A 20,602-nucleotide genomic window follows, 5' to 3' on the forward strand; every position below is an offset into this window, starting at 1 on the left:
CCCGGTTCCAGCCGGTTAGAGGTAGTCCGAGCGTTGCAGGCCGTATTTTGCCATCTTCTCGTTCAGGGTGCGGCGCGGTAGGCAAAGCTCGTCCATCACCGAGGCGATCGAGCCCTTGTGGCGGCGCATGGTGTTGTCGATCAGCATGCGCTCGAACGCCTCGACATATTCCTTGAGCGGCTTGCCCTCGGTCGTCATCACCGGCTGCATGTCCTGATGGTCGGACATCAGCAGCGAGGCGATGGTGCCCGAGCCGCGGCGCGATTGCAGGACGGCGCGTTCGGCGATGTTGATCAGCTGGCGCACGTTGCCGGGCCACGGGGCCTGCAAGAGTTGCGCGGCTTCCTGGGCGGAGACCTGTGGCGCCTCGCAGCCGTAATCGTCGGCGAAGGCATCCGAGAAGCGGGTGAAGAGCGTCAGGATATCCTCACCGCGCTGGCGCAGGGGCGGCACCGTGATACGCAGCGCGCCGAGGCGATAGAACAGGTCAGAGCGCAGCGCATCCTCGCAGGTGCGGTCCTGTTCCTGCATGTTGGAGATCGCCACGACGCGGGTTTCCGGCGGGGTGCCTTCCTCGTTGACGAAGGACAGCAGCTTGGCCTGCGCGGCATCGCTGAGTTTCTCGATATCTTCCAGAACGAGCGTACCGCCGCGAGCCTCTTCCACGGCAGGCAGGCGCGTGTCCTCGGGCTGCATCGGGCCGAAGAGGCGCTTCATCAGGGCGTCTTCCTCGATGCCCGAGCAGGAGATCAGCACGAATTTCTTGCCCGCGCGGGCGCCAACGGCGTGCAGGGCGTGGGCCACGAGGGTCTTGCCGGTGCCGGTCTCGCCCTCGATCAGGACATGGCCGTCGGCCTGCCCGAGGTCGAGGATGTCTTCCTTGAGGCGCTCCATCACCGGCGAGGCGCCGATGAGTTTCTTCATCAGCTGACCGCCATCGGAAAGCTCGCGCCGCAACGCGCGGCTGTCTAGCACCATGCGGCGGGCGTTGGTGGCGCGTTTGGCCAGCTCGTTCATCCGGTCGGGATTGAATGGCTTTTCTAGGAAGTCATAAGCCCCGACCCGCATTGCCTCGACCGCCATGGGCACGTCGCCGTGGCCGGTGATCATGATCACGGGCAGAGAGCTGTCGCTGCCCATCAGCTTCTTCAGGAACTGCATCCCGTCCATGCCGGGCATCTTGATGTCGGTGACGACGATGCCGGGATAATCCGGCCCCAGCACCTTGAGCGCCTCTTCGGCGGAGGGGAACGCCTCGGTGTCGTATCCCGACAGGGCCAGCCATTGGCTGATCGACTGGCGCATATCCTTTTCGTCGTCGATGATGGCGATTTTCATGGCGGTCGGCATGTCCTTTTACTCCGCTGCTCTTGTCGCGTCCGGTTGGGCGTCTTCGGTCAATATGGGCAGCTGCATTTCGAATACAGCCCCCCCGTTGGCGGCGTTGCGCGCCGTCAGACGGCCGCCGAGGTCGTTAACGATACCCGAGGAAATGGCAAGTCCCAAGCCGACACCGTCGCCGGGCTGCTTGGTGGTATAGAAAGGCTCGAACAGGTTGTCGATATCGGCGATGCCCGAGCCGTTGTCGCGCACGGTGAGAACGGCCGTCTCGCCCGCGGCCAGAAGTATGTCGATACGCGCCTCGGCCTCATTTTGCGTGGCGTCCATGGCGTTGCGCAGAAGGTTGATGATGACCTGTTCGATGCGCACCCGGTCGCCCATGACCCAGACCGCATCCTCGGGCAAGGTGCGGGTGATGTCGACCTTCCGCTCGCGCAGCTGTGGTTCCATCAACGCGAGCGCCGAATAGATCGCATCGCCCATGTTTACAGGCTGAAAGCGGTTGCCGTCCTGGCGCGCGTAGGATTTCAGCTGCTTGGTGATCGCGCCCATCCGCTCGATCAGGTCGTCGATGCGCTGGAACGAGCTGACGGCCTCGTCGGGGCGGTTGCGCGACAGCAGAAGACGGGCGCCGGCAAGGTAGGTTTTCATCGCCGCCAAGGGCTGGTTCAGCTCGTGGCTGACGGCCGCCGACATCTCGCCCAGGACGGCCAGCTTGGAGCTTTGCTGGAGCGTCTGTTCGGCCACCGCGAGGTTCTCTTGCACCCTTTGGCGTTCGGCGATTTCCCGCTGCAGGCGCGCGTTCAATGCGCGAAGCTCCGCCGACTCGCGCTGGAAGAGGGAGGCCCGCGCCGCCGTCTTGCGATTGAGGAAATAGAAGGCCAGCGCCAGCAGGATGGCGAAGATCATGATTTCCAGCGCCAAGACGCCGTTCACCTTGTCGCGCACCGAGGCGTAGGTGGTGAAGGACGCGATGCGCCAGCCGCGGAAGGCCACCCTGCCCTGCACCCGCATCACCGCCTCGCCTTCGACATAGGCGTCGGGCGGCAGGCTGGACCAGTCGGTGGTGGCCTGGATGGCCCGGAAGATGGCGGAACTGGGCGGTTCACGGGTGAGCGCGGCCTCCTCGGTCAGGCCGCGCCAGCGCGGCTCTGTCGCCAGGATGATGCGGCCCTGCGAGTCGGTGACCAGCACGGCGTCGGAAATGCCGGCCCAGGCGCGTTCGAATTTCTGCAGGTTGATCTCGACGACGATCATGCCGGCCAGCGTCTGGTTGCTGTCCACGCGGCGCGAATAGAAGAAGCGGAAGGCGCCGGTTTCGTCCTGCACGATGGTGAAGACGTTATCGCGGCTGCGCAGCGTGTCGACGAAATACGGCGCGTCGCGGGCGGTCTGTCCGATGCGGGCACGGTCGGTGGCGGCCACGACCCGGCCGTCGGCGTCCAGAAGCGTGAGCGAGGCAGCCTCGATCTCTTCGTTGAAGGTGATAAGGCGTTGGGAAGACTGGGTGAAATTACCCGCGTCAAGCGCGCTGATCAGCGCGGGGTCGCGCGCCAGAAGCTGTGGCACGATGGCGTTCTGGCGCAGTTCGGACAGCAGGTTGCCGGAATAGAGCGCCAAGCGCAGTTCGGCCCGGTTGCGGGTGTTTTCGGTAAAGCGGTCGGTCAGAAGGCTGTTGGTGACGGCGACGACCCCGATGGCCAGCGCCACCAGCGTCAAAAGCGCCAGCCGCGCCCGCCAGCCCAGCGTGCGCCCGTTCCTGTCCTCGCTTGAGAAGAACCCCCTGGCCATGCTTCAGATTACGCCGTCGCCGGGGGCGGAACAAGAGCCGCCCATAGTGGCTCCCGGCGGTTTGCCGCCGGGGCGCGGATCAGGCGGTTTCCAGGCTGCCGACAAGGCTGGTGAAGAGCGTCGCGCCTTCGGTGTTGCCGTGGGTTTCCTCGGCCATGCGCTCGGGGTGGGGCATCATGCCCAGCACGCGGCGGTTTTCCGACAGGATGCCGGCGATGTCCTGCTGCGAGCCGTTCGGGTTTTCCACGTAGCGGAAGGCGACCCGGTCTTCGTCATTGAGCCGCGCAAGCGTGTCGTCATCGGCGTAGTAGTTGCCGTCGTGATGCGCGATGGGAATCGTGATCGTGGTGCCCGCATTGTATCCCGACGTGTAGGCGGAATTCGAGGTTTCCACTTTCAGATCAAGGGCTTTGCAGACATACTTCAGGCCCGAGTTACGCAGCAGCACGCCCGGCAGAAGGCCGGTTTCCGTAAGCACCTGGAAGCCGTTGCAGATGCCCAGCACGTAACCGCCCTTGTCCGCGTGAGCCTTGACCGACTGGCAGATGGGCGAGTTGGCGGCAATCGCGCCGCAGCGCAGGTAGTCGCCGAAGGAAAAGCCGCCCGGTACGCCGATCACGTCGACCCCGGCCGGCATCTCGGTGTCCTTGTGCCAGACCATCGAGACCTTTGCGCCCACGTTCTCGAACGCGACCTTCATGTCACGGTCGCAGTTGGAGCCGGGAAAGACGATGACGGCGGCGTGCATCAGGCGATCTCCACCGAATAGGATTCGATCACGGTGTTCGCCAGCAGCTTTTCGCACATGGCCGTGACGGTCTCCTTGGCCTTGCCCGGATCGGTCTCGGTCAGGTCCAGCTCGATGATCTTCCCCTGGCGCACGCCCTCGACCCCGTCGAAGCCCAGCGACCCCAGCGCGTGACGCACGGCCTCGCCCTGCGGGTCGAGCACCCCGTTTTTCAGCATGACGTGTACGCGTGCTTTCATGTGATCGGATCCCCTAGTTGATCAGCGTCGGTTTGGTCACCGGTGGGTTGGTTTTGGGCATGACGCCCAGGCGCTTGGCGACCTCGGTATAGGCGTCGGTGAGGCTGCCAAGGTCGCGGCGGAACACGTCCTTGTCGAGCTTCTGGCCGGTTTCGATGTCCCACAGGCGGCAGCTGTCGGGCGAGATCTCGTCGGCCACGATCAGGCGCATGAAATCACCGTCATAGACGCGGCCGATCTCGATCTTGAAATCCACCAGCTTGATGCCGACGCCGTACATGACCCCGGCGAGGAAGTCGTTGACGCGCAGGGCGAGCGACAGGATGTCGTCCATGTCCTGCTGCGTGGCCCAGCCGAAGGCGGCGATATGCTCCTCGGTGACCAGCGGATCGCCCAGGGCGTCGTCCTTCAGGCAGTATTCCACGATCGGGCGCGGCAATTGCGTGCCCTCGTCCATGCCCAGCCGCTTGGCCATCGACCCGGCGGCATAGTTGCGCACGATCACTTCTAGCGGAATGATCTCGCAGGCGCGGACAAGCTGTTCGCGCATGTTGATCCGCTTCATGAAGTGGTTGGGGATGCCGACATTCGTGAGGCCCGTCATGAAGTATTCGCTGAGCATGTTGTTCAGCACGCCCTTGCCTTCGATGACGTCCTTCTTTTCCGCGTTGAAAGCGGTGGCGTCGTCCTTGAAATACTGCACGATGGTGCCCGGTTCGGGGCCCTCGAACAGGGTTTTCGCCTTGCCTTCGTAGATTTTCTTGCGCCGCGCCATGGGCTCTCTTTCATCTGGGGCCGCGGTAAGGGACTCGCGGCGTGTGGCGTTCTCATAGTCTATGCGGCGAAATGGGGCAAGGCGGCCTTATGGACTTGCGTCCTCGCGGGCTTGCGGCCATATCTGGGAAGACCGAAATACCTGCCCGGGGAGAGCCTGATGAGCACCTTCGACGATCGTGAAACCGCATTTGAGAACAAGTATGCCCACGACGAGGAAATGAAATTCAAGGCCGAGGCGCGGCGCAACAAGCTGTTGGGCCTGTGGGCGGCGGAGATCCTGGGCAAGACCGGTGAAGATGCGGACGCCTATGCGAAAGAGGTCGTGCTGTCGGATTTCGAGGAAGCCGGGCACGAGGACGTGGTGCGCAAGGTCGCGGGCGACCTGGGCGACATGGCGGACGCGGACACGATCCGCTCGAAGATGGACGAGTTGCTGCGCGTGGCGCAGGAACAGCTGATGAAGGAAACTTGAGGGCGCGTGGGTTTTCACCCACCCTACAGGTCCGCGGGGGCGATTTGCCCCCGGTAATCTTTCGACAATTTGATCTGTTAAGCCGCCGGTAACGCCGTGCCTCTAGCCTTGGGCCGATATGGTCTAGGGAAGGACGGTGCTGCATGTCATCACGGGTGTTGCGCGTCGCGTGGCCGGGCGCGGCGGGCTGGGTGCGTCTTGCCCTGCCGTTATGTTTTGGCTTGGTTTGCATCTGGGTCCTGATGCGGCAGGTCGACGAGGGCGCTTTTGCCGGGTTGGGCGAGGTCATGGCGCAGCTGTCGGCCTGGCAATGGGCGGGCGCGGTACTGGCCACTGCCGTCAGCTTTGCCGCGCTGGGCCAGTATGACGTGATCCTGCACAAGCACCTGCGCACCGATATCCCCGCGCGACAGGCGCGGCTGAGCGGAGCGGCGGCCATCGCGATCGGGCAGACCGTGGGGATGGGCGTGATCTCGGGCGCGCTGGTGCGCTGGCGTTTGCTGCCGGGACTGAGCCTCGTGCAGGCTTTGAAACTGGCCACCGGCGTGGTGGTGACCTTCCTGATCGGGCTGAGTTTCGCGCTGGGCCTTGCCACGCTGCTGTCGCCGTCGGACCTGCTGCCGGCCGTCCTGCCCCTGTTCCTGCTTTTGCTGTTTGGTGTCAGCGCGATACTCGTATTTCTTCACCCCCGCATCCACCTGCGGGCCCTCACCTTGCGGATGCCGAGCCTTTGTGCGCTGGGAGCCATCGCGGGGCTGACGCTGATCGACACGGTTTTTGCAGGGATCGCGCTGTGGTGCCTGCTGCCCGAGACGGTCGCGATGTCTGCGGGCGCGCTCGTGCCGGTTTACATGATCGCGCTTGGCGCGGCGCTTCTTAGCGGGACGCCGGGCGGGCTGGGGTCGTTCGAGCTGGTGCTGGTCGCCTTGTTGCCGCAGGTGCCCGATACCGAGCTTTTATGCGCCATCGTGGGGTTCCGGCTGGTCTATTACGCCCTGCCCGCGGTGCTGGCCGGGATCTTGCTGATCCGTCCCCTGCCCGACGGCCTGCGCCCCGGCACGATCAAGCGGCCACTGCATGAAAGCGACCTTGCCGGGCCGGCGCAGGCCGAAGCCGGATTGTGCCGCCAGAGCGGCGCGGAAGTGCTGGTGCTGGGCACGCTGCGCCTGCCGGTGATCCGGCCCGGGCAGACGCTGTGCATGTTGTTCGGACCACTGTCCGCGCCCGGCGCGGCGGGGCCGCGCAATGCGCTGGCGCTGATGCAGGGCCATGCCACGCGCGAATCGCTGATCCCGCTGGTCTACAAGGCCGATGCGCGGCTCGCCGCGACCGCGCGACGGCAGTGCTGGCATGCGCTGCACGTGGCCGACGACATGGTCCTGCACCCTGCCGATTTCAGCACCGAGGGCAGCGCCTTTCGCCAGCTCAGGCGCAAGCTGCGCCGCGCTGCGCAGTCCGGCGTGACGGTGGCACGGGAAACAATCCTGCCCTGGGGCGCTCTGCGTGACATAGATGCCGCGTGGCAGGCTCGGCAAGGCACGGCGCGGGGCATGACCATGGGCCGGTTCTGCCCGGGGTACCTGAGCCATCAGGCGGTGTTTCTGGCCCGCCTCGACGACCGTGTCGTCGGGTTCGCCAGTTTTCACATCGGGCGGCGCGACTGGTGTCTGGACCTGATGCGGGCGGGCGATGGCGCACCGGAAGGAACGATGCATGCCCTGGTCGCCACGGCCGTGGCCGAGGCCCGACAGGCGGGGATCGCTCAGTTGTCGCTGGCCGCCCTGCCCCCGGCGCACGGCCCGCTGGCACAGCTGGCGGAGCGCTTCGCGCCCGCGTCGGGCCTGGCGCAATTCAAGAGCAGCTTTGCCGCCCGGCGCGTGCCCCGCTATGCGCTGGCCCGAAGCCGGATCGGGCTGTGGCTGGGCCTGCTGGACCTGTGGCTGGCGATCCGCCGCCCCGCCGCACGCGCAGGTGAGCGCGGTGCCACGGCGGCGGATGATACCCCGGTTCAGGAAGATGATGACGATTATGGGTTTGCGCGCGCGCGGAATGTATGAGATTTCCTGACCAACATCGCAAAGGGCTGCGCATGACCAACGCATTGAGCAAAATGATGGCCGAGCGGGACTGGATCCTCGCGGACGGAGCCACGGGCACCAACCTCTTCAACATGGGGCTGAGTTCGGGCGACGCGCCGGAAATGTGGAATGTCGAGCATCCGGACCGGATCGAGAAGCTGTACGCCATGGCCGTGGACGCGGGCAGCGACCTGTTCCTGACGAACTCGTTCGGCGGCAATGCCGCGCGGCTGAAGCTGCACGGCGCGCAGAAGCGGGCGCGTGAACTGAGCCGGATCTCGGCGGAGATAGGGCGCGAGGTGGCCGACCGTCGCGACCGCCCCGTGGTTGTGGCCGGGTCCGTCGGCCCCACCGGCGAGATCATGGCACCGATGGGCAGCCTGACCCACGAGCTGGCGGTGGAAATCTTTCACGAGCAGGCCGAGGGGCTGAAGGAAGGCGGCGCGGACGTGCTGTGGCTGGAGACGATCAGCGCCCCCGAGGAATACAAGGCCGCCGCCGAGGCGTTCAAGCTGGCCGACATGCCGTGGTGCGGCACGATGAGTTTCGACACCGCCGGGCGCACGATGATGGGCCTGACCTCGGCCGACATGGCGGTGATGGTGGAAAAACTGGATCACAAACCGCTGGCCTTTGGCGCGAATTGCGGCGTCGGCGCGTCGGACCTGATGCGCACCGTGCTGGGATTCGTGGCACAAGGCACCGAGCGTGCGATCGTGGCCAAGGGCAACGCGGGCATCCCGAAATACGTGGACGGGCATATCCATTACAATGGCACGCCCGACCTGATGGCCGACTACGCCGTGCTGGCGCGTGATGCCGGTGCGACGATTATCGGCGGCTGCTGCGGCACCATGCCCGAACACCTGTCGAAAATGCGCGAGGCGCTTGAGACGCGGCCGCGTGGCGACCGCCCGACGCTGGACCAGATCACCAATGCGCTGGGGCCGTTTTCCTCGGCGGTGGACGGCACCGAGGACAACAGCGGCGACACGCCCCAGCCAACGCGACGCAACCGGCGGCGGCGCGGCTGACGCGCGGACCCTGCCCTCGCGTCTGAGACCCGGCAACGGCGGTCGGGAATGCTGGCGGCGCCCGGTCTCGGGCACTGGACAGCCGACAGATAGGTGGGCAAGACTGCGCCGCACCTGCCCTGCCGTAAGGACACGACATGCTGATCACGGATATCCGCGTCACCCCGTTGGCGCTGCCGCTGAAGCGCCCTTATGTCTGGTCGCAGGGCGTCGAGACGCGGTTTCACGTCAACCTTGTCGAACTGATCGGAGAGGACGGCGCGGTTGGCGTGGGCGAGACCACGACCGCGCCCGATGCCGCGGCACAGGCGATGGTCTTGCGCAAGCTGGCGCGGCATTTCATCGGCCGCTCGGTTTTCGAGGCCCGGCAGATCATGGCCGAGGCGTACCGCGCCAATTTCCTGGCCTTTGGCGGCAACATGCCCCGCTACGCCAACCAGCTGATGAGCGGGTTCGACATGGCCGCGCTGGACTTGCAGGGACAGGCCACGGACCGCCCGGTGTGGGACCTGCTGGGCGGCGCGGTGCGCGCCGACGTGGGGTACTTCCATTTCCTGCAGGGCGAGACGGTCGAGGAGCTGGCCGCCGATGCCCGGGCCGCGGTGGCGGCGGGCCATCCGGTTATCTATCTCAAGGTCGGGATTGAGCCGGAGCGCGATATCGCCGCCACGCGGGCGGTGCGCGCGGCCATCGGCGACACGCGCCTGCGGCTGGACGCGAACGAGGCGTGGGATCCGGCGCTGGCGCTGCGGATGATTACCCGGCTTGCCGAGTTCGACATCGAGTATATCGAGCAGCCCACGCCCTCGACCGCGCTGGAGGCGCTGGGACAGGTCGCGCGGCAAAGCCCGATCGCCATCGGCGCGGACCAGTCGGTTTTCACGCTGAACGAGGTGTACCGTGCGACCAGCGGCGGACATGCGCACATGATCGCGGTCGGCCCACGCGAGATCGGCGGCTTGCGCCCGATGATGCAGGCCGCCGCGATTGCCGAGGCGGCGGGGCTGAAGATCTGCATCCATTCCTCGATGACCACCGGCATCACCACCGTGGCCGAGCATCACGTGGGCCGCGCAATTCCGAACCTCGACGATGGCAACCAGATCATGTGGCAGTTACTGGAAGATAACGTGCTGGAGGGCCCGGAGGTGGCCCCCGTCAAGGGACAGCTGGCGCTGGAAGGCAAACCGGGGCTGGGCCTGAGCCTGGATCGGGACGTGGTTGCCCGGGCACATGAGCGGTTCGAGGCCTCACAGGCGTAGGGGGGGTGACAACCCACGCTTTCCTACGCTGCAGGTAAACCGCCCTTCGAGGTCGCACCAGGCTCGGCACCGCGACAACGCGCACTGCCGGCCCCGGTGCGGAAAGAACCGAGCGGAGCGCGTTCAAAAAACCGTCAAACCGATACGCATGGCGTCCGAACCAGTTCTTTCGCCATACCGATATCGGCGTGAGCCGCCTGCGCCCAGTCAGGGATTCAATACCCCTGACCGGCGTAGACGATACTTGACTCAGGCGCGCAGCTTTTCGCCCTTGGGGTCAAATGGCGGCTCGTGCAGGATGCGCGCCTTGTGCGGGCGGCCCAGCACCATGACCTGAACGTCATCGCCGGGTTTGACCGTGCCGGACTTGACGTAACCCAGGGCGAGGCTCATGCCGACGGTGTAGCCATAGGTGCCCGAGGTGACGCGGCCAACGGGGGTGCCATTGGCATCGCGGATTGGCTCGCCACCCGTGGCGTCGGCGTTGGAGGCGGTGACGTCTTCCTCGTCGATATGGATCAGCACCAGTTCCTCGCGCGTGGGCTCGGCCATCGCCTTTTCCGCCGCGGCCTTGTTGAGGAAGTCCTTGTCCATCTTGCAGAGCGGCTTGAAGCCGACCTCGTGCGGGAAGTATTCGGGCGAGTATTCGCGGCTCCACGAGCCATAGCCCTTTTCGACCCGCATGGACATGAGCGCGCGCGCGCCCACGGGGCCTGCGCCGAATTCCTTGCCCGCTTCCAGAAGGGCCTTGTAGAGCTTCTCCTGGTCCTCGGTCTTGCAGTGCAGCTCCCACCCCAGATCGCCGGTGAAACTGACCCGCAGGGCGAGGCATTCGACGCCCGCGATGTCGATCATCTTGGAGCGCATGAAGGGGAAATCCTCGGTAGCGAGGCTTTCGTTAGTCAGGCGTTGCAGTATCTCGCGCGATTTCGGCCCGGCGACGTTGAAGCCGCACATGGCCTCGGTTTTGGTCTCGAAGGTGGTGCCCTCGGGCAGCGGGACCATGTCGAAGAACCGCTTGTGATAGCGTTCGGCCATGCCCGAGGAGACGACCCAGAATTCATCCTCGGCCACGCGCGTCACCGTGGCGTCGCCCGCGATGCCGCCGCGCACGCCGATCAGCGGCGTCAGGCACGACCGGCCCACGGATTTGGGCATCCGGTTGGCGAACACGGCATTCAGCCAATCCTCGGCCCCCGGCCCCTTGACGTGGTACTTGGCGAAGTTGGAGATATCGATGATACCCGCCCGGTCCCGCAGCATCTTGCATTCCTCGCCCACGGGTGCCCACCAGTTCTGGCGGATGAAACCGTTGGTGTCTTTCGTGCCGGGTTCATCGGCGAACCATTGCGGGTGTTCCCAGCCGTAGTTCAGGCCAAAGACCGCGCCCATTTCTTTCTGCATTTCATAGACGGGGCGCGTGCGCAGGGGGCGGCCCGCGGCGCGTTCCTCGTTGGGGTAATGGATGGCGAAGCGGTGGGCATAGACATCCTCGACCTTCGCCTTGACGAACTTGCGGTCGTTGGCCCAGAGGCCGAAGCGCGCGATGTCCCAGGCGAACATGTCGTATTTCATCTCGCCCTCGACGATCCACTGGCTGACCATCAGGCCCATGCCGGCGGATTGGCTGAACCCGGGAATGATGCCGCCGACCATGAAGTAGTTCTTGAGCTCCGGCACGGGGCCGAGGATCACGTTGCTGTCGGGCGACCAGATCATCGGGCCGTTGATGACCCGCTTGATCCCGGCCTCGGCGGCGACCGGCACGCGGTCCATCGCGCGCATCACGTTTTCCATGATGCGTTCCAGGTCGTCGGGGAAAAGGTCATGCGCAAAATCGAGCGGCGTGCCGTCCTCGGCCCAGAAGCGCATGTCACGCTCGTAAGCGCCGATCAGCAGGCCCTTGCCCTCTTGCCGCAGGTAGTATTCGCCGTCGCGGTCGGCGACCGACGGCAGGCGGCGGTCCATGCCGTCGATCTCGGCAATCGTCTCGGTCACGAAATACTGGTGCTCGGTGGGTTGCAGCGGCACCTCGATGCCCGCCATCTTGGCCACTTCGCGGCCCCAGAGACCGGCGCAGTTGATGACCCATTCGGTTTCGATATTGCCCTTGGGCGTCTCGACGATCCAGGTACCGTCGGGCTTCTGCGTGGTGGCCGTGACCGGCGTGAAACGGTGAATTTCCGCGCCGCGCTGGCGGGCGCCCACGGCATAGGCGTTGGTCACGCCGGACGGGTCCACGTTGCCGCCATCGGGCTCCCACATGATGCAGCGGATGCCGTCGAAATTGACCAGCGGGTGCTTTTCCTCGGCCTCTTCGCGGGTGATCTCGTGGAAGTTCATGCCGTAGAGTTCGGCCTTGGCGGCCTGAAGCTTCAGCTGGTGCTCGCGGTTTTCGGTCTGCGCGAGGTAGAGCGAGCCGGGCTGGAAGACGCCGCAGCTTTGGCCGGTTTCCTCCTCCAGACTGTTGTAGAGGTTCATCGTGTAGTGCTGAAGCCGGCTGATATTGGCGCTGTCGTGCAGGCCGTGGATGTTGGCCGCCGCGTGCCAGGTGGAGCCGGAGGTCAGCTCGTCGCGCTCCAGCAGCACCACGTCTGTCCATCCAAGCTTTGTCAGGTGGTAGAGCACCGAGCATCCGATGACGCCCCCTCCGATGACAACGGCCTGTGCATGAGTCTTCATCTCGTCTTCCTATCTGACTGTTTGGCGGCACACTGCCCCACCGGGACGGCCCGCGTTTGTCGGTTCCCGACATCATCGGTCGTGTGATGGCTTTTTGTCATGCCGTTTCCGACAAGGGGTTACGGTTTGCGGCAGGGGGCGGAAATGCGCGGTGACGCATTCACCCTGCTTCGCACAATCGCCCGACCCGTCTTTAGCGACAATACCTGTCGCAAACGGACATGCCGCCCGTCCGCAACCAGACAGTCTGGACGCAACGGCAGACCGAAAGGAACACCCCATGAAAACCACCACCCGAGTGGCCGTGATCGGCGGCGGCGTTGTCGGATGCAGCGTGCTTTACCACCTGACGAAACTGGGCTGGTCGGACGTGATGCTGATCGAGCGGTCGGACCTGACCTCGGGGTCCACGTGGCACGCCGCGGGGGGCTTTCACACGCTGAACGGCGACACCAACATGGCGGCGCTTCAGGGCTACACGATCAAGCTTTACAAGGAGTTGGAAGAGATCACCGGCATGTCCTGCGGGTTGCACCACGTGGGTGGTGTCACCCTTGCCGACAACCGCGACCGGTTTGATATGCTGCTCGCTGAGCGGGCCAAGCACCGCTACATGGGGCTTGAGACCGAGATCGTCGGCCCCGAGGAGGTGCGCAAAATTGCACCCATCACGAATACCGACGGCATCATCGGCGCGCTTTACGACCCTTTGGACGGCCATCTGGACCCGTCGGGCACGACCCATGCCTATGCCAAGGCCGCGCGGATGGGCGGCGCCACGATAGAGACGCATTGCAAGGTGTTGGAAACGAACCCGAAACCGGATGGGTCGTGGGAAGTGGTAACGGACAAAGGAACCATTTTGGCCGAGCATGTGGTCAACGCGGCAGGCCTCTGGGCGCGCGAGGTGGGGGCGATGGCCGGAGTATTCGTGCCGACCTTCCCGATGGAGCATCAGTACCTCGTGACCGAGGAAGTGCCCGAGATTGCCGCGATCATCGACGCGGGGGGCGAGCATCCGCATGTCATGGACCCGGCCGGTGAAAGCTACCTGCGGCAGGAGGGGCGTGGCCTGTGCATCGGGTTCTACGAGCAGCCCTGCCGCGCCTGGGCCGTGGATGGAACGCCTTGGGAATTCGGGCACGAGCTGCTGCCCGATGACTTTGACAAGATCGAGCAATCCATTGATTTTGCTTACAAACGATTCCCCGCGCTGGAGCGCGCCGGGGTGAAGTCGGTCATTCACGGGCCGTTCACCTTTGCCCCCGATGGCAACCCGCTGGTGGGGCCTGTGCCGGGCCTGCGCAACTACTGGTCGGCCTGTGGCGTGATGGCCGGGTTCAGCCAGGGCGGCGGTGTGGGCCTGATGCTGGCGCAGTGGATGGTCGAGGGGGAATGCGAGCGCGACGTGAGCGCGATGGACGTGGCACGATATGGCGACTGGATCACGCCCGGTTATACCCTGCCCAAGGTGATCGAGAACTATCAGAAGCGGTTTTCCGTCAGTTATCCGAACGAGGAACTGCCCGCCGCGCGCCCCTTCCGCACGACGCCGATGTACGACATCTTTGACGGTATGGGCGCGGTCTGGGGGCACCAGTTCGGGCTGGAGGTCGTGAACTATTTCGCCCAAGGCGACGAGCCGCGATTCGAGACGCCCAGTTTCCGCCGCTCGAACGCATGGGACGCCACGGCGCGCGAGGTGAAGGCCGTCCGGCAAGGCGTTGGAATCAATGAGGTTCACAACTTTGGCAAATACCTGGTGACCGGCCCCGGCGCGCGTGACTGGCTGGACCGTATCATGGCGGGGCGCATCCCGAAGCCGGGACGCATCAGCCTGACGCCGATGCTGTCGCATGCGGGGCGGTTGATCGGGGATTTCACGGTGTCCTGCCTGTCGGACGAGGCGTTCCAGCTGACCGCGTCCTACGGCGCACAGGCCTATCACATGCGCTGGTTCGAGCAGAACGCGGAAATGGGCGTGACGGTCGAGAATATCTCGGACCGCCTGAACGGGTTTCAGATCGCGGGCCCGAAATCGCGGGATCTGCTTGCGGCCTGCACGCGGGCGGATATTTCCGACATGGCGTTCATGGATCTGCGGCATATTTCCGTGGGCATGGTCGACTGCCTGGTGCAGCGGGTCAGCTATACCGGCGACCTCGGTTTCGAGATCTATTGCGATCCGATGGCGCAACGGGCGCTTTGGGACGAGTTGTGGAGCAAGGGTCAGGACCTTGGCCTGAAGCCTTTCGGAATGCGCGCGATGATGTCGCTGCGGCTCGATCGGTTCTTTGGGTCCTGGCTGTCGGAGTTTTCGCCGGATTACACGCCGGGCGAGACGGGCATGGACCGCTTCATCAGCTTCAGGAAAAACGCCGATTTCATCGGGCGTGCGGCGGCCGAGACAGAGCGGGCCGAAGGCGCGAAGCGGGCGCTGGTGGCGTTCGAGGTGGATGCGACGGATGCGGATGTGAACGGCTACGAGCCTGTCTGGATCGAAGGCAGTGTTCAGGGGTTCTGCACCTCGGGCGGCTATTCGCACCACGCAGAGAAATCCATCGCCCTGGCGCTGATCCCGGCGGAAAACGCCAAGCCGGGGCTGGAGGCCGAGATCGAGATCCTGGGCGAGATGTGCGCCGCAAAGCTGTTGACAGAGCATCTGTTTGACCCCGACATGACCCGGATGCGAGGGTAAGACGGGATCAATTGCTTGGGGTTTGGCAGCGGTGACACTGGGGATCGTTCTGCCCGCAGCGGGCGCTTCCTCGCGGATGCGGGGGCGCGACAAGCTGTTGGAGGAAGTCGACGCTGTGCCGCTTTTGCTGCGGCAAACCCGGCGGGCCTTAAGCCTCGGTTTACCTGTTCTTGTTACCCTGCCCACCGTCTCCGGGGCGCGCGCTACCAGCCTTGACGTCGCGGCGAACGCGGGACTGGAGAGACGGCCAGTCCCCGATGCTGCCAGCGGCCTCAGTGCGTCGCTGCGCGTGGCGGCGGGCTGGGCCATGGAACGGGACATGAGCGGGCTGATGATCGTACTGCCCGACATGCCCGACCTGGATGCGGATGACATGCGCGCGGTGGCGGCACTGCACGCGGACCATCCCGGCGACGTGATCCGCGCCACGGACGCGGAGGGGCGTTTCGGGCATCCGACCCTCCTGCCCGCCCGGCTATTGCCGGCGCTGGTCACATTGAGCGGCGATACCGGCGCGCGGGAGGTGATCGGGCCGGAAAAGATACGGCCCTGTCGCCTTGGCGGGACCAGGGCCACGCTGGATCTGGATACGCCCGAAGCCTGGGCGGACTGGCGGTCGGCGAAAGGCTAAAGCGTTTCGCCGTTGACCTGAGCCATCAGCGAAAAGCAGAACGCGCGCAACGATTGGCTGTTGGGCTGCGTTTCGCGACAAGCTGCACGTCAGGTTCACCGGGAAACGCTTTAGCGCAGGGACTGTTCGACCAGCAGCTTCGCCTCGTGCGCCTTGAGCGACAGGCGGGCCGCCTGGTAGCTTTCCAGTCCCGCCGGCTTGGCGAGTTCGGGAAAGAGCGCCAGGATCTCGTCCCGGCTTTCCTGTGCCACGCCAGAACGAAACAATCCCGACCAATGGCCGGGATTGTTTACTGGAACTCGAGTCAGCCCCCGCAACCGATTCCATGTGACCGGCCCCCGAAAGGACCGGTCGGCTGCAAAGCTGTTACTTGACCAGAAGCCGGGCTTCGTGCTTTTTAAGCGACCGGCGTGCGGCGGTGTAGGCCTTCAGGCCCTCTGCCTCCGACAATTCGGGGAAGAGCTCGAAGATCTCGTTGCGCTGGTCGTTGCCCATCGCGTCGAGCACCGTGTCGCCGGGCTGGAAGCTTTCGGTCCAGGCGCCATTGGACAGCACCACCTCGTGTTGGTCGAACATGAAGTGGATGTAGCTGACCGAGCTGGCCTCGACCGAGGTCACACCTTCCATGCCGGTGAGGTGCTTGGCGGCTGCCAGAACCTCGCGGTCCTCGAAGTAGAGCGCCGACTTCTCGTTGTTGATCAGCAGGCGGTGCTGCGGCGAGACCATCATGTCACGTTCCGGCAGGCCGTGGCCCAGCGAACCGGCACGGATCAGGACCGGCTGCAGGTGCGGCGCGCTGACCAGCTCCTGCCCCGACAGATCGCGGCGGCCCACCCAACGGATCTCTTGCAGGCCGTTGTCGCGAGTGATGATCTTGTCGCCTTCGCGCAGGTCTTCGACCAGACGCTCACCTTTCGGCGTTGCGATGACCGTTCCCGGCGTGAAGCAGGGAATGATGTCCTCGATCTCGGTGAACTTCAGCGTGCCTTCGACATTGCCGCTGGCATCGAGGAAGTTGACCTGGCCGGTAAAGCTGTTGCCGTCCGGGTCGTTCGGCGTGGTGAGGTCCAGCGGGGTGACGCCGTCGCTCTGGACGATCTCGAACCGGCCCATCCCTTGCAGGTAAAGCTGGTCGTTCTCGTTGTCTGTCGTCGGGTCGTTGTCGCCATCCTCGGTGCCGCCGTCGATTTCGTCGCCGAAGGCTTCCTCGCGGGCATCGAAGCGGAACTCGTCCGAGCCGGCGTCACCGTACATGGTGTCTGCGCCCTGGCCACCGTAGATGGTGTCCCGGCCGTTTTCGCCATAGATCAGGTCGTCGTCGGTACCGCCATAGAGCAGGTCGCTGCCGCCGCCACCGAAGATGGTGTCGTCATCGTCCTGACCATAGACCGTGTCGTTGCCAGCCCCGGCATTGATCAGATCCTTGCCGTTGCTTTCGTCCGGGTCGGGGCCGTAGCTGCCGCCATCGGGCGCGTCGGGGATGTTGACCTGGTCGAAGGGCACGACATTGGGGTCGAGACCGCCATAGATGAGGTCGTCGCCCGCGCCGGACGAGATCGTGTCGTCGCCTTCGCCGCCGACGATGGTGTCGGCGCCCCAGAGCGTGGTGATCTCGTCGTCGTCAAGGCCGCCGTCGACATAGTTGTCGCCCGCGCCGGCATTGATCGTGTCGTTATCATCGCCGGTATAGATCGTGTCGTTGCCGTTGCCGGTATTGACCAGATCGCGGTCGTCGTTGGGATCGGCATCCGCCGGGACGGCCGGGAACGGACCGTAGGACGGGAAGCCGTCATCGGGCAGAGGCAGACCGCTGTTGAGCGACGTGTCGATGTAGTTGTCCCCGTGGCCGCCATCGACCGTGTCCGAACCGTCGCCGGAATAGACCGTGTCGTTGCCGTCGCCGGTATCTATCTTGTCGTCGCCGTTGCCGCCGTCGACGCTGTCGTCGCCTGCGCCGGTTTCCACGTCGATCGGGCCGTCGGCATCCTCGGCGTCGATGGTGTCATTTCCGCTGCCGGTGATGATCCGCTCGATCTCTTCGAAGGTGATGTCGGGCGTGTCGTCGGCATCCAGGCCGTTGACCGTGCCGTTCTCGGGATCGGCGTCTTCCAGGGTGACGGTCAGATCGTCGGTCTGGTCGCCGAGGTTCAGGATGTCGCCCTCGTTGCCGTTTTCCGGGCCGTCGGGGTTGCCGTCGGTGCCGTCCGAGCCGCCGTAGATGGTGGCGTCGATATCTGCCGCCGGATCGGTGGCGTCGACAGTGAACTCGTCGTCGCCGGTGCCGCCCCAGGCGCTGTCATTGCCGCCCACGGCGATGTCGTCATCGCCCTGGCCGCCGGTGATCGAGTCTGTACCCGCACCGCCGACTATCACGTCCGCGCCGGTGCCGCCGTCGACCGTGTCGTCGCCCAGGCCGGCATTGATCGTGTCGTCGCCGCCATTGCCCTCGATGACGTCATCCAGCCCGTCGGGACCGTCGATGATATCGCCGCCGCCGTCGGTCGGGCCATTGCTGTCGTCGTAGCCGGGGTTCATGACCTCGCCGGTTTCCTCGCCGTCGACGACACCGTCGCGCTGCGGATCAGTCAGGATCGTCTCGATCTGGCTGAATTCCAGCACCGAGCCGTCCTCGAAGGTCACGGTGCCTTTCCGGGCGCCGGCATCGCTGGAGTCGGCAGAGTCGACGATCGTCACCTGGCCCGCGCCGCGCAGGTCCAGCGTGTCGTTGTCCTTGGTGTCATCCGGGCCGTTGCCGCCGACCACCTTGTCGCCGTCGCCGTCCGCACCGCTGGAGACGATGAAGGTGTCGTCGCCGCCCTCGCCGTACATCTCGTCCGCGCCGGCGCCGCCGGTGATCACGTCGTTGCCATCGTCACCCAGGCTATAGCCGGTGTCGAAATACATGTCGGTGATGTGGATGCCGGAATTGTCGTAGCCGTTCTGCGTATGCTCGACCACCACGCGCGATACCGGCCCCGCGATCGAGACATTGACGGTCGTGTCGGGGTCGTTGACGTTCTGGTACGGGCCATCCGCGTCGGCGACGTTGCCGGTGATATTGATGTCCTTGCCACCGGTCAGGACAACCTCGATCGGGTTGTTGTCGGCGTCGTAGGCTTTCACGGTCACAAGGCCGTCACCGTCGAGGTCATTGATGTTGAATTGAACGTTTCCGACAACTTCCGAAAATTCCCATTGGAACTTGCCGGTATTGCCCTTGCCGCCGGTTTCCGAGAGCAGCGAGCTGTCGGTGTCGATCGACTCGCCGCCCGTGTCGATGCCGGCGGTGTTCAGGTTGGTGTGGTTGTCGACATCGCTTACGTGGTTCCCCGTATCCGCGATGCGGGTATAGGTCACATCCACACTGCCGGTGTCCTGGGTGACGGTGCTGTCCGCCTGAGCGCCCGAGACCTTGTCCCAGTTGAAGCTTTCGCGCGGTCCGTTGAAGCCCTTCTCACCGCCGGTGCCGCCATAGATGGTGTCATCGCCGCCAGCACCGTTGATCGTGTCGTCGCCGCCATTGCCATAGATCAGGTCGGCGCCATCGGTGATCTTGTCGCCGCCCTGGTCGGTGGGCGCGTTGGAGTCGTCATAGCCGAGGTCCATGTCCTCGCCGAACTCCTCGCCGTCGACAGCGCCATCGGGGCTTGCCTTGGATTCCTCGTAGAGCGCCACGTAGTCGATCGCGCCCTGGAATTCCTTGTCGTAATGTCCGTCGTCCACTTCGCGCGCGCCGAAGCTGAATTCCTCGTCGTCATTGTCGGTCAGGTCGAAGGTCAGGCCCTTCTCGTCGCTCTCGATTGTCTCGGTCTTGCCGGTTGTCAGGTTCTCGACCGTCAGAGTGGCGCCGGTATCGACATCGAAGGAATATTTCACGTTGACCAGGTCGCCCGGTTCGAAAAAGTCCTTCGAGGTGGACAGGGTGGCGACCGCGTCGCCGTCGTTGGTGTTGTGGTAGGTCTGAACCTTGCCATCGTTGGTGACGCGGATTTCGAAGAAGCCCTCGTCATGATTGTCGATGTTCTTTTCGCCGCGCGACAGGATCACGTCTTCGGAGCTGCCCGAGTGCGAAAACTGCGTGAACTGCGTCTCGATGGTGCCGCGATCCAGGTTGAACTGTTCGTCATCCGCAGAAGAGTACGGGTCGGCTTTGACATCGAGCACGGTGGGGTGCGAGTTGCTCCCCGCGCCCACGATCAGCTGGTCGTTGGAAAAGCTGACGTTGATGGCGTTGCCATCGCCGTGTGTCGCGTTCTGGGCAACACCGTCGTCCAGGCCGGTATCTTTCTTTTCAGCACCGCTTTTAAAATCCCACAGGCCAATCAGGCCAGTGACCGAGCTTGGATCAAAATTCGACATCGTCTTCTCCATTCGGCATCACCGCACATGCGGCGACGCCAGACCAAAACCATTCCCAAAGCCAGCGACGTGACGGCCAGGGGCAACCTGCACGGACCTCGATTATCAGGAGGGAAAGACCCGCATATCACGCGGGAACGTCGCGGAGTTCGCACTCCGCATACATTCGCTACCAGTCTGCTGCCAAAGCAGCCCGACGATCGCACCTTTCCGCACCTAATATGATGCGTTTCGTGCGGTCGCCCCCGTGACCTACAGACATCGCCCCCCAGTTGGGCTGAGTTCGTTTTACGAGATGTGATGTGCGCCACAAAGTGAAATTTGTCAGAAAACTGTCCGAGCAATTTGCAAAAAACCACGACGAAGCGGCGAATTAAGGCAGCCTGCAAAACACGTTCTAGTTATTGTTTCCGCGCACCCTTCGGCGAGTATCCGCGCAGCAGCCCTAAAAACAAGGACTCGGCCTTTTTCCGCCGACGCGAAAAACAAT

Annotated in this window: 14 protein-coding genes; 6 read left to right on the top strand and 8 right to left on the bottom strand. The window is 64.5% G+C overall.

Annotated features, from left to right (window positions below; translation table 11 throughout):
• Positions 1-15: 15 nt before the first annotated feature.
• From C2I35_RS02305 to purC, 5 genes are all read right to left on the bottom strand, one after another.
• The gene (locus tag C2I35_RS02305; protein WP_103761391.1) at positions 16-1,350 is read right to left on the bottom strand and encodes a sigma-54-dependent transcriptional regulator; all 1,335 of its coding nucleotides are present in this window, start codon (positions 1,348-1,350) and stop codon (positions 16-18) included.
• A gap of 6 nt (positions 1,351-1,356) precedes the next feature.
• Positions 1,357-3,132, bottom strand: a complete 1,776-nt coding sequence (locus tag C2I35_RS02310; protein ID WP_103761392.1) for a sensor histidine kinase — start codon at positions 3,130-3,132, stop codon at positions 1,357-1,359.
• Positions 3,133-3,211: 79 nt separating this feature from the next.
• Positions 3,212-3,880 (bottom strand): phosphoribosylformylglycinamidine synthase subunit PurQ, encoded by a 669-nt coding sequence (purQ, locus tag C2I35_RS02315; RefSeq protein ID WP_103761393.1) that lies wholly within the window; start codon positions 3,878-3,880, stop codon positions 3,212-3,214.
• Positions 3,880-4,119 carry a phosphoribosylformylglycinamidine synthase subunit PurS gene (gene purS, locus C2I35_RS02320; RefSeq protein ID WP_103761394.1) on the bottom strand — a complete coding sequence of 80 codons (240 nt, stop codon included), beginning with the start codon at positions 4,117-4,119 and terminating at the stop codon, positions 3,880-3,882. The genes purQ and purS overlap by 1 nt, the downstream gene beginning before the upstream one ends.
• Positions 4,120-4,132: 13 nt before the next feature.
• Positions 4,133-4,894: a phosphoribosylaminoimidazolesuccinocarboxamide synthase gene (gene purC, locus C2I35_RS02325; protein WP_103761395.1), complete on the bottom strand. Its 762-nt coding sequence runs from the start codon at positions 4,892-4,894 to the stop codon at positions 4,133-4,135.
• 159 nt (positions 4,895-5,053) lie between these two features.
• Here purC and C2I35_RS02330 point away from each other — a divergent pair, with 159 nt between their 5' ends.
• The 4 genes from C2I35_RS02330 (at position 5,054) to C2I35_RS02345 (ending at position 9,742) form a co-directional block, all read left to right on the top strand.
• Positions 5,054-5,368: a DUF1476 domain-containing protein gene (locus C2I35_RS02330; protein ID WP_103761396.1), complete on the top strand. Its 315-nt coding sequence runs from the start codon at positions 5,054-5,056 to the stop codon at positions 5,366-5,368.
• Positions 5,369-5,511: 143 nt separating this feature from the next.
• Positions 5,512-7,425 (top strand): phosphatidylglycerol lysyltransferase domain-containing protein, encoded by a 1,914-nt coding sequence (locus C2I35_RS02335; protein ID WP_103761397.1) that lies wholly within the window; start codon positions 5,512-5,514, stop codon positions 7,423-7,425.
• Positions 7,426-7,457: 32 nt separating this feature from the next.
• Positions 7,458-8,480, top strand: coding sequence for a betaine--homocysteine S-methyltransferase (gene bmt, locus C2I35_RS02340; protein ID WP_103761398.1), 1,023 nt, complete (start codon positions 7,458-7,460; stop codon positions 8,478-8,480).
• 137 nt (positions 8,481-8,617) lie between these two features.
• Positions 8,618-9,742 (top strand): mandelate racemase/muconate lactonizing enzyme family protein, encoded by a 1,125-nt coding sequence (locus C2I35_RS02345; RefSeq protein WP_103761399.1) that lies wholly within the window; start codon positions 8,618-8,620, stop codon positions 9,740-9,742.
• 249 nt (positions 9,743-9,991) lie between these two features.
• Here C2I35_RS02345 and C2I35_RS02350 read toward each other — a convergent pair whose 3' ends face one another.
• Entirely contained in the window at positions 9,992-12,424 is a 2,433-nt protein-coding gene (locus C2I35_RS02350) for a GcvT family protein (protein ID WP_103761400.1), read from the bottom strand.
• A 280-nt stretch (positions 12,425-12,704) separates the two neighbouring features.
• Here C2I35_RS02350 and C2I35_RS02355 point away from each other — a divergent pair, with 280 nt between their 5' ends.
• The gene (locus C2I35_RS02355; RefSeq protein ID WP_103761401.1) at positions 12,705-15,122 is read left to right on the top strand and encodes a GcvT family protein; all 2,418 of its coding nucleotides are present in this window, start codon (positions 12,705-12,707) and stop codon (positions 15,120-15,122) included.
• Positions 15,123-15,153: 31 nt separating this feature from the next.
• Entirely contained in the window at positions 15,154-15,753 is a 600-nt protein-coding gene (locus C2I35_RS02360; RefSeq protein ID WP_103761402.1) for a nucleotidyltransferase family protein, read from the top strand.
• Between the two features lie 110 nt (positions 15,754-15,863).
• Here the strand turns inward: C2I35_RS02360 and C2I35_RS22060 are convergent, their stop codons facing one another.
• The gene (locus C2I35_RS22060) at positions 15,864-16,004 is read right to left on the bottom strand and encodes a hypothetical protein (RefSeq protein WP_170067098.1); all 141 of its coding nucleotides are present in this window, start codon (positions 16,002-16,004) and stop codon (positions 15,864-15,866) included.
• Between the two features lie 115 nt (positions 16,005-16,119).
• The gene (locus C2I35_RS21800) at positions 16,120-20,112 is read right to left on the bottom strand and encodes a Hint domain-containing protein (RefSeq protein WP_170067099.1); all 3,993 of its coding nucleotides are present in this window, start codon (positions 20,110-20,112) and stop codon (positions 16,120-16,122) included.
• Positions 20,113-20,602 lie beyond the last annotated feature (490 nt).

This window comes from Roseovarius confluentis (assembly GCF_002917925.1).
GTDB classification, from domain to species: domain Bacteria; phylum Pseudomonadota; class Alphaproteobacteria; order Rhodobacterales; family Rhodobacteraceae; genus Roseovarius; species Roseovarius confluentis.

Coding starts and splice junctions, on each gene's coding strand:
- C2I35_RS02335 (WP_103761397.1), top strand. CDS start 5,512: ATGTCATCACGGGTGTTGCGCGTCGCGTGGCCGGGCGCGGCGGGCTGG.
- C2I35_RS02350 (WP_103761400.1), bottom strand. CDS start 12,424: ATGAAGACTCATGCACAGGCCGTTGTCATCGGAGGGGGCGTCATCGGA.
- purS (WP_103761394.1), bottom strand. CDS start 4,119: ATGAAAGCACGCGTACACGTCATGCTGAAAAACGGGGTGCTCGACCCG.
- C2I35_RS21800 (WP_170067099.1), bottom strand. CDS start 20,112: ATGTCGAATTTTGATCCAAGCTCGGTCACTGGCCTGATTGGCCTGTGG.
- purQ (WP_103761393.1), bottom strand. CDS start 3,880: ATGCACGCCGCCGTCATCGTCTTTCCCGGCTCCAACTGCGACCGTGAC.
- bmt (WP_103761398.1), top strand. CDS start 7,458: ATGACCAACGCATTGAGCAAAATGATGGCCGAGCGGGACTGGATCCTC.
- C2I35_RS02310 (WP_103761392.1), bottom strand. CDS start 3,132: ATGGCCAGGGGGTTCTTCTCAAGCGAGGACAGGAACGGGCGCACGCTG.
- C2I35_RS02330 (WP_103761396.1), top strand. CDS start 5,054: ATGAGCACCTTCGACGATCGTGAAACCGCATTTGAGAACAAGTATGCC.
- C2I35_RS02345 (WP_103761399.1), top strand. CDS start 8,618: ATGCTGATCACGGATATCCGCGTCACCCCGTTGGCGCTGCCGCTGAAG.
- C2I35_RS02305 (WP_103761391.1), bottom strand. CDS start 1,350: ATGCCGACCGCCATGAAAATCGCCATCATCGACGACGAAAAGGATATG.
- C2I35_RS02355 (WP_103761401.1), top strand. CDS start 12,705: ATGAAAACCACCACCCGAGTGGCCGTGATCGGCGGCGGCGTTGTCGGA.
- purC (WP_103761395.1), bottom strand. CDS start 4,894: ATGGCGCGGCGCAAGAAAATCTACGAAGGCAAGGCGAAAACCCTGTTC.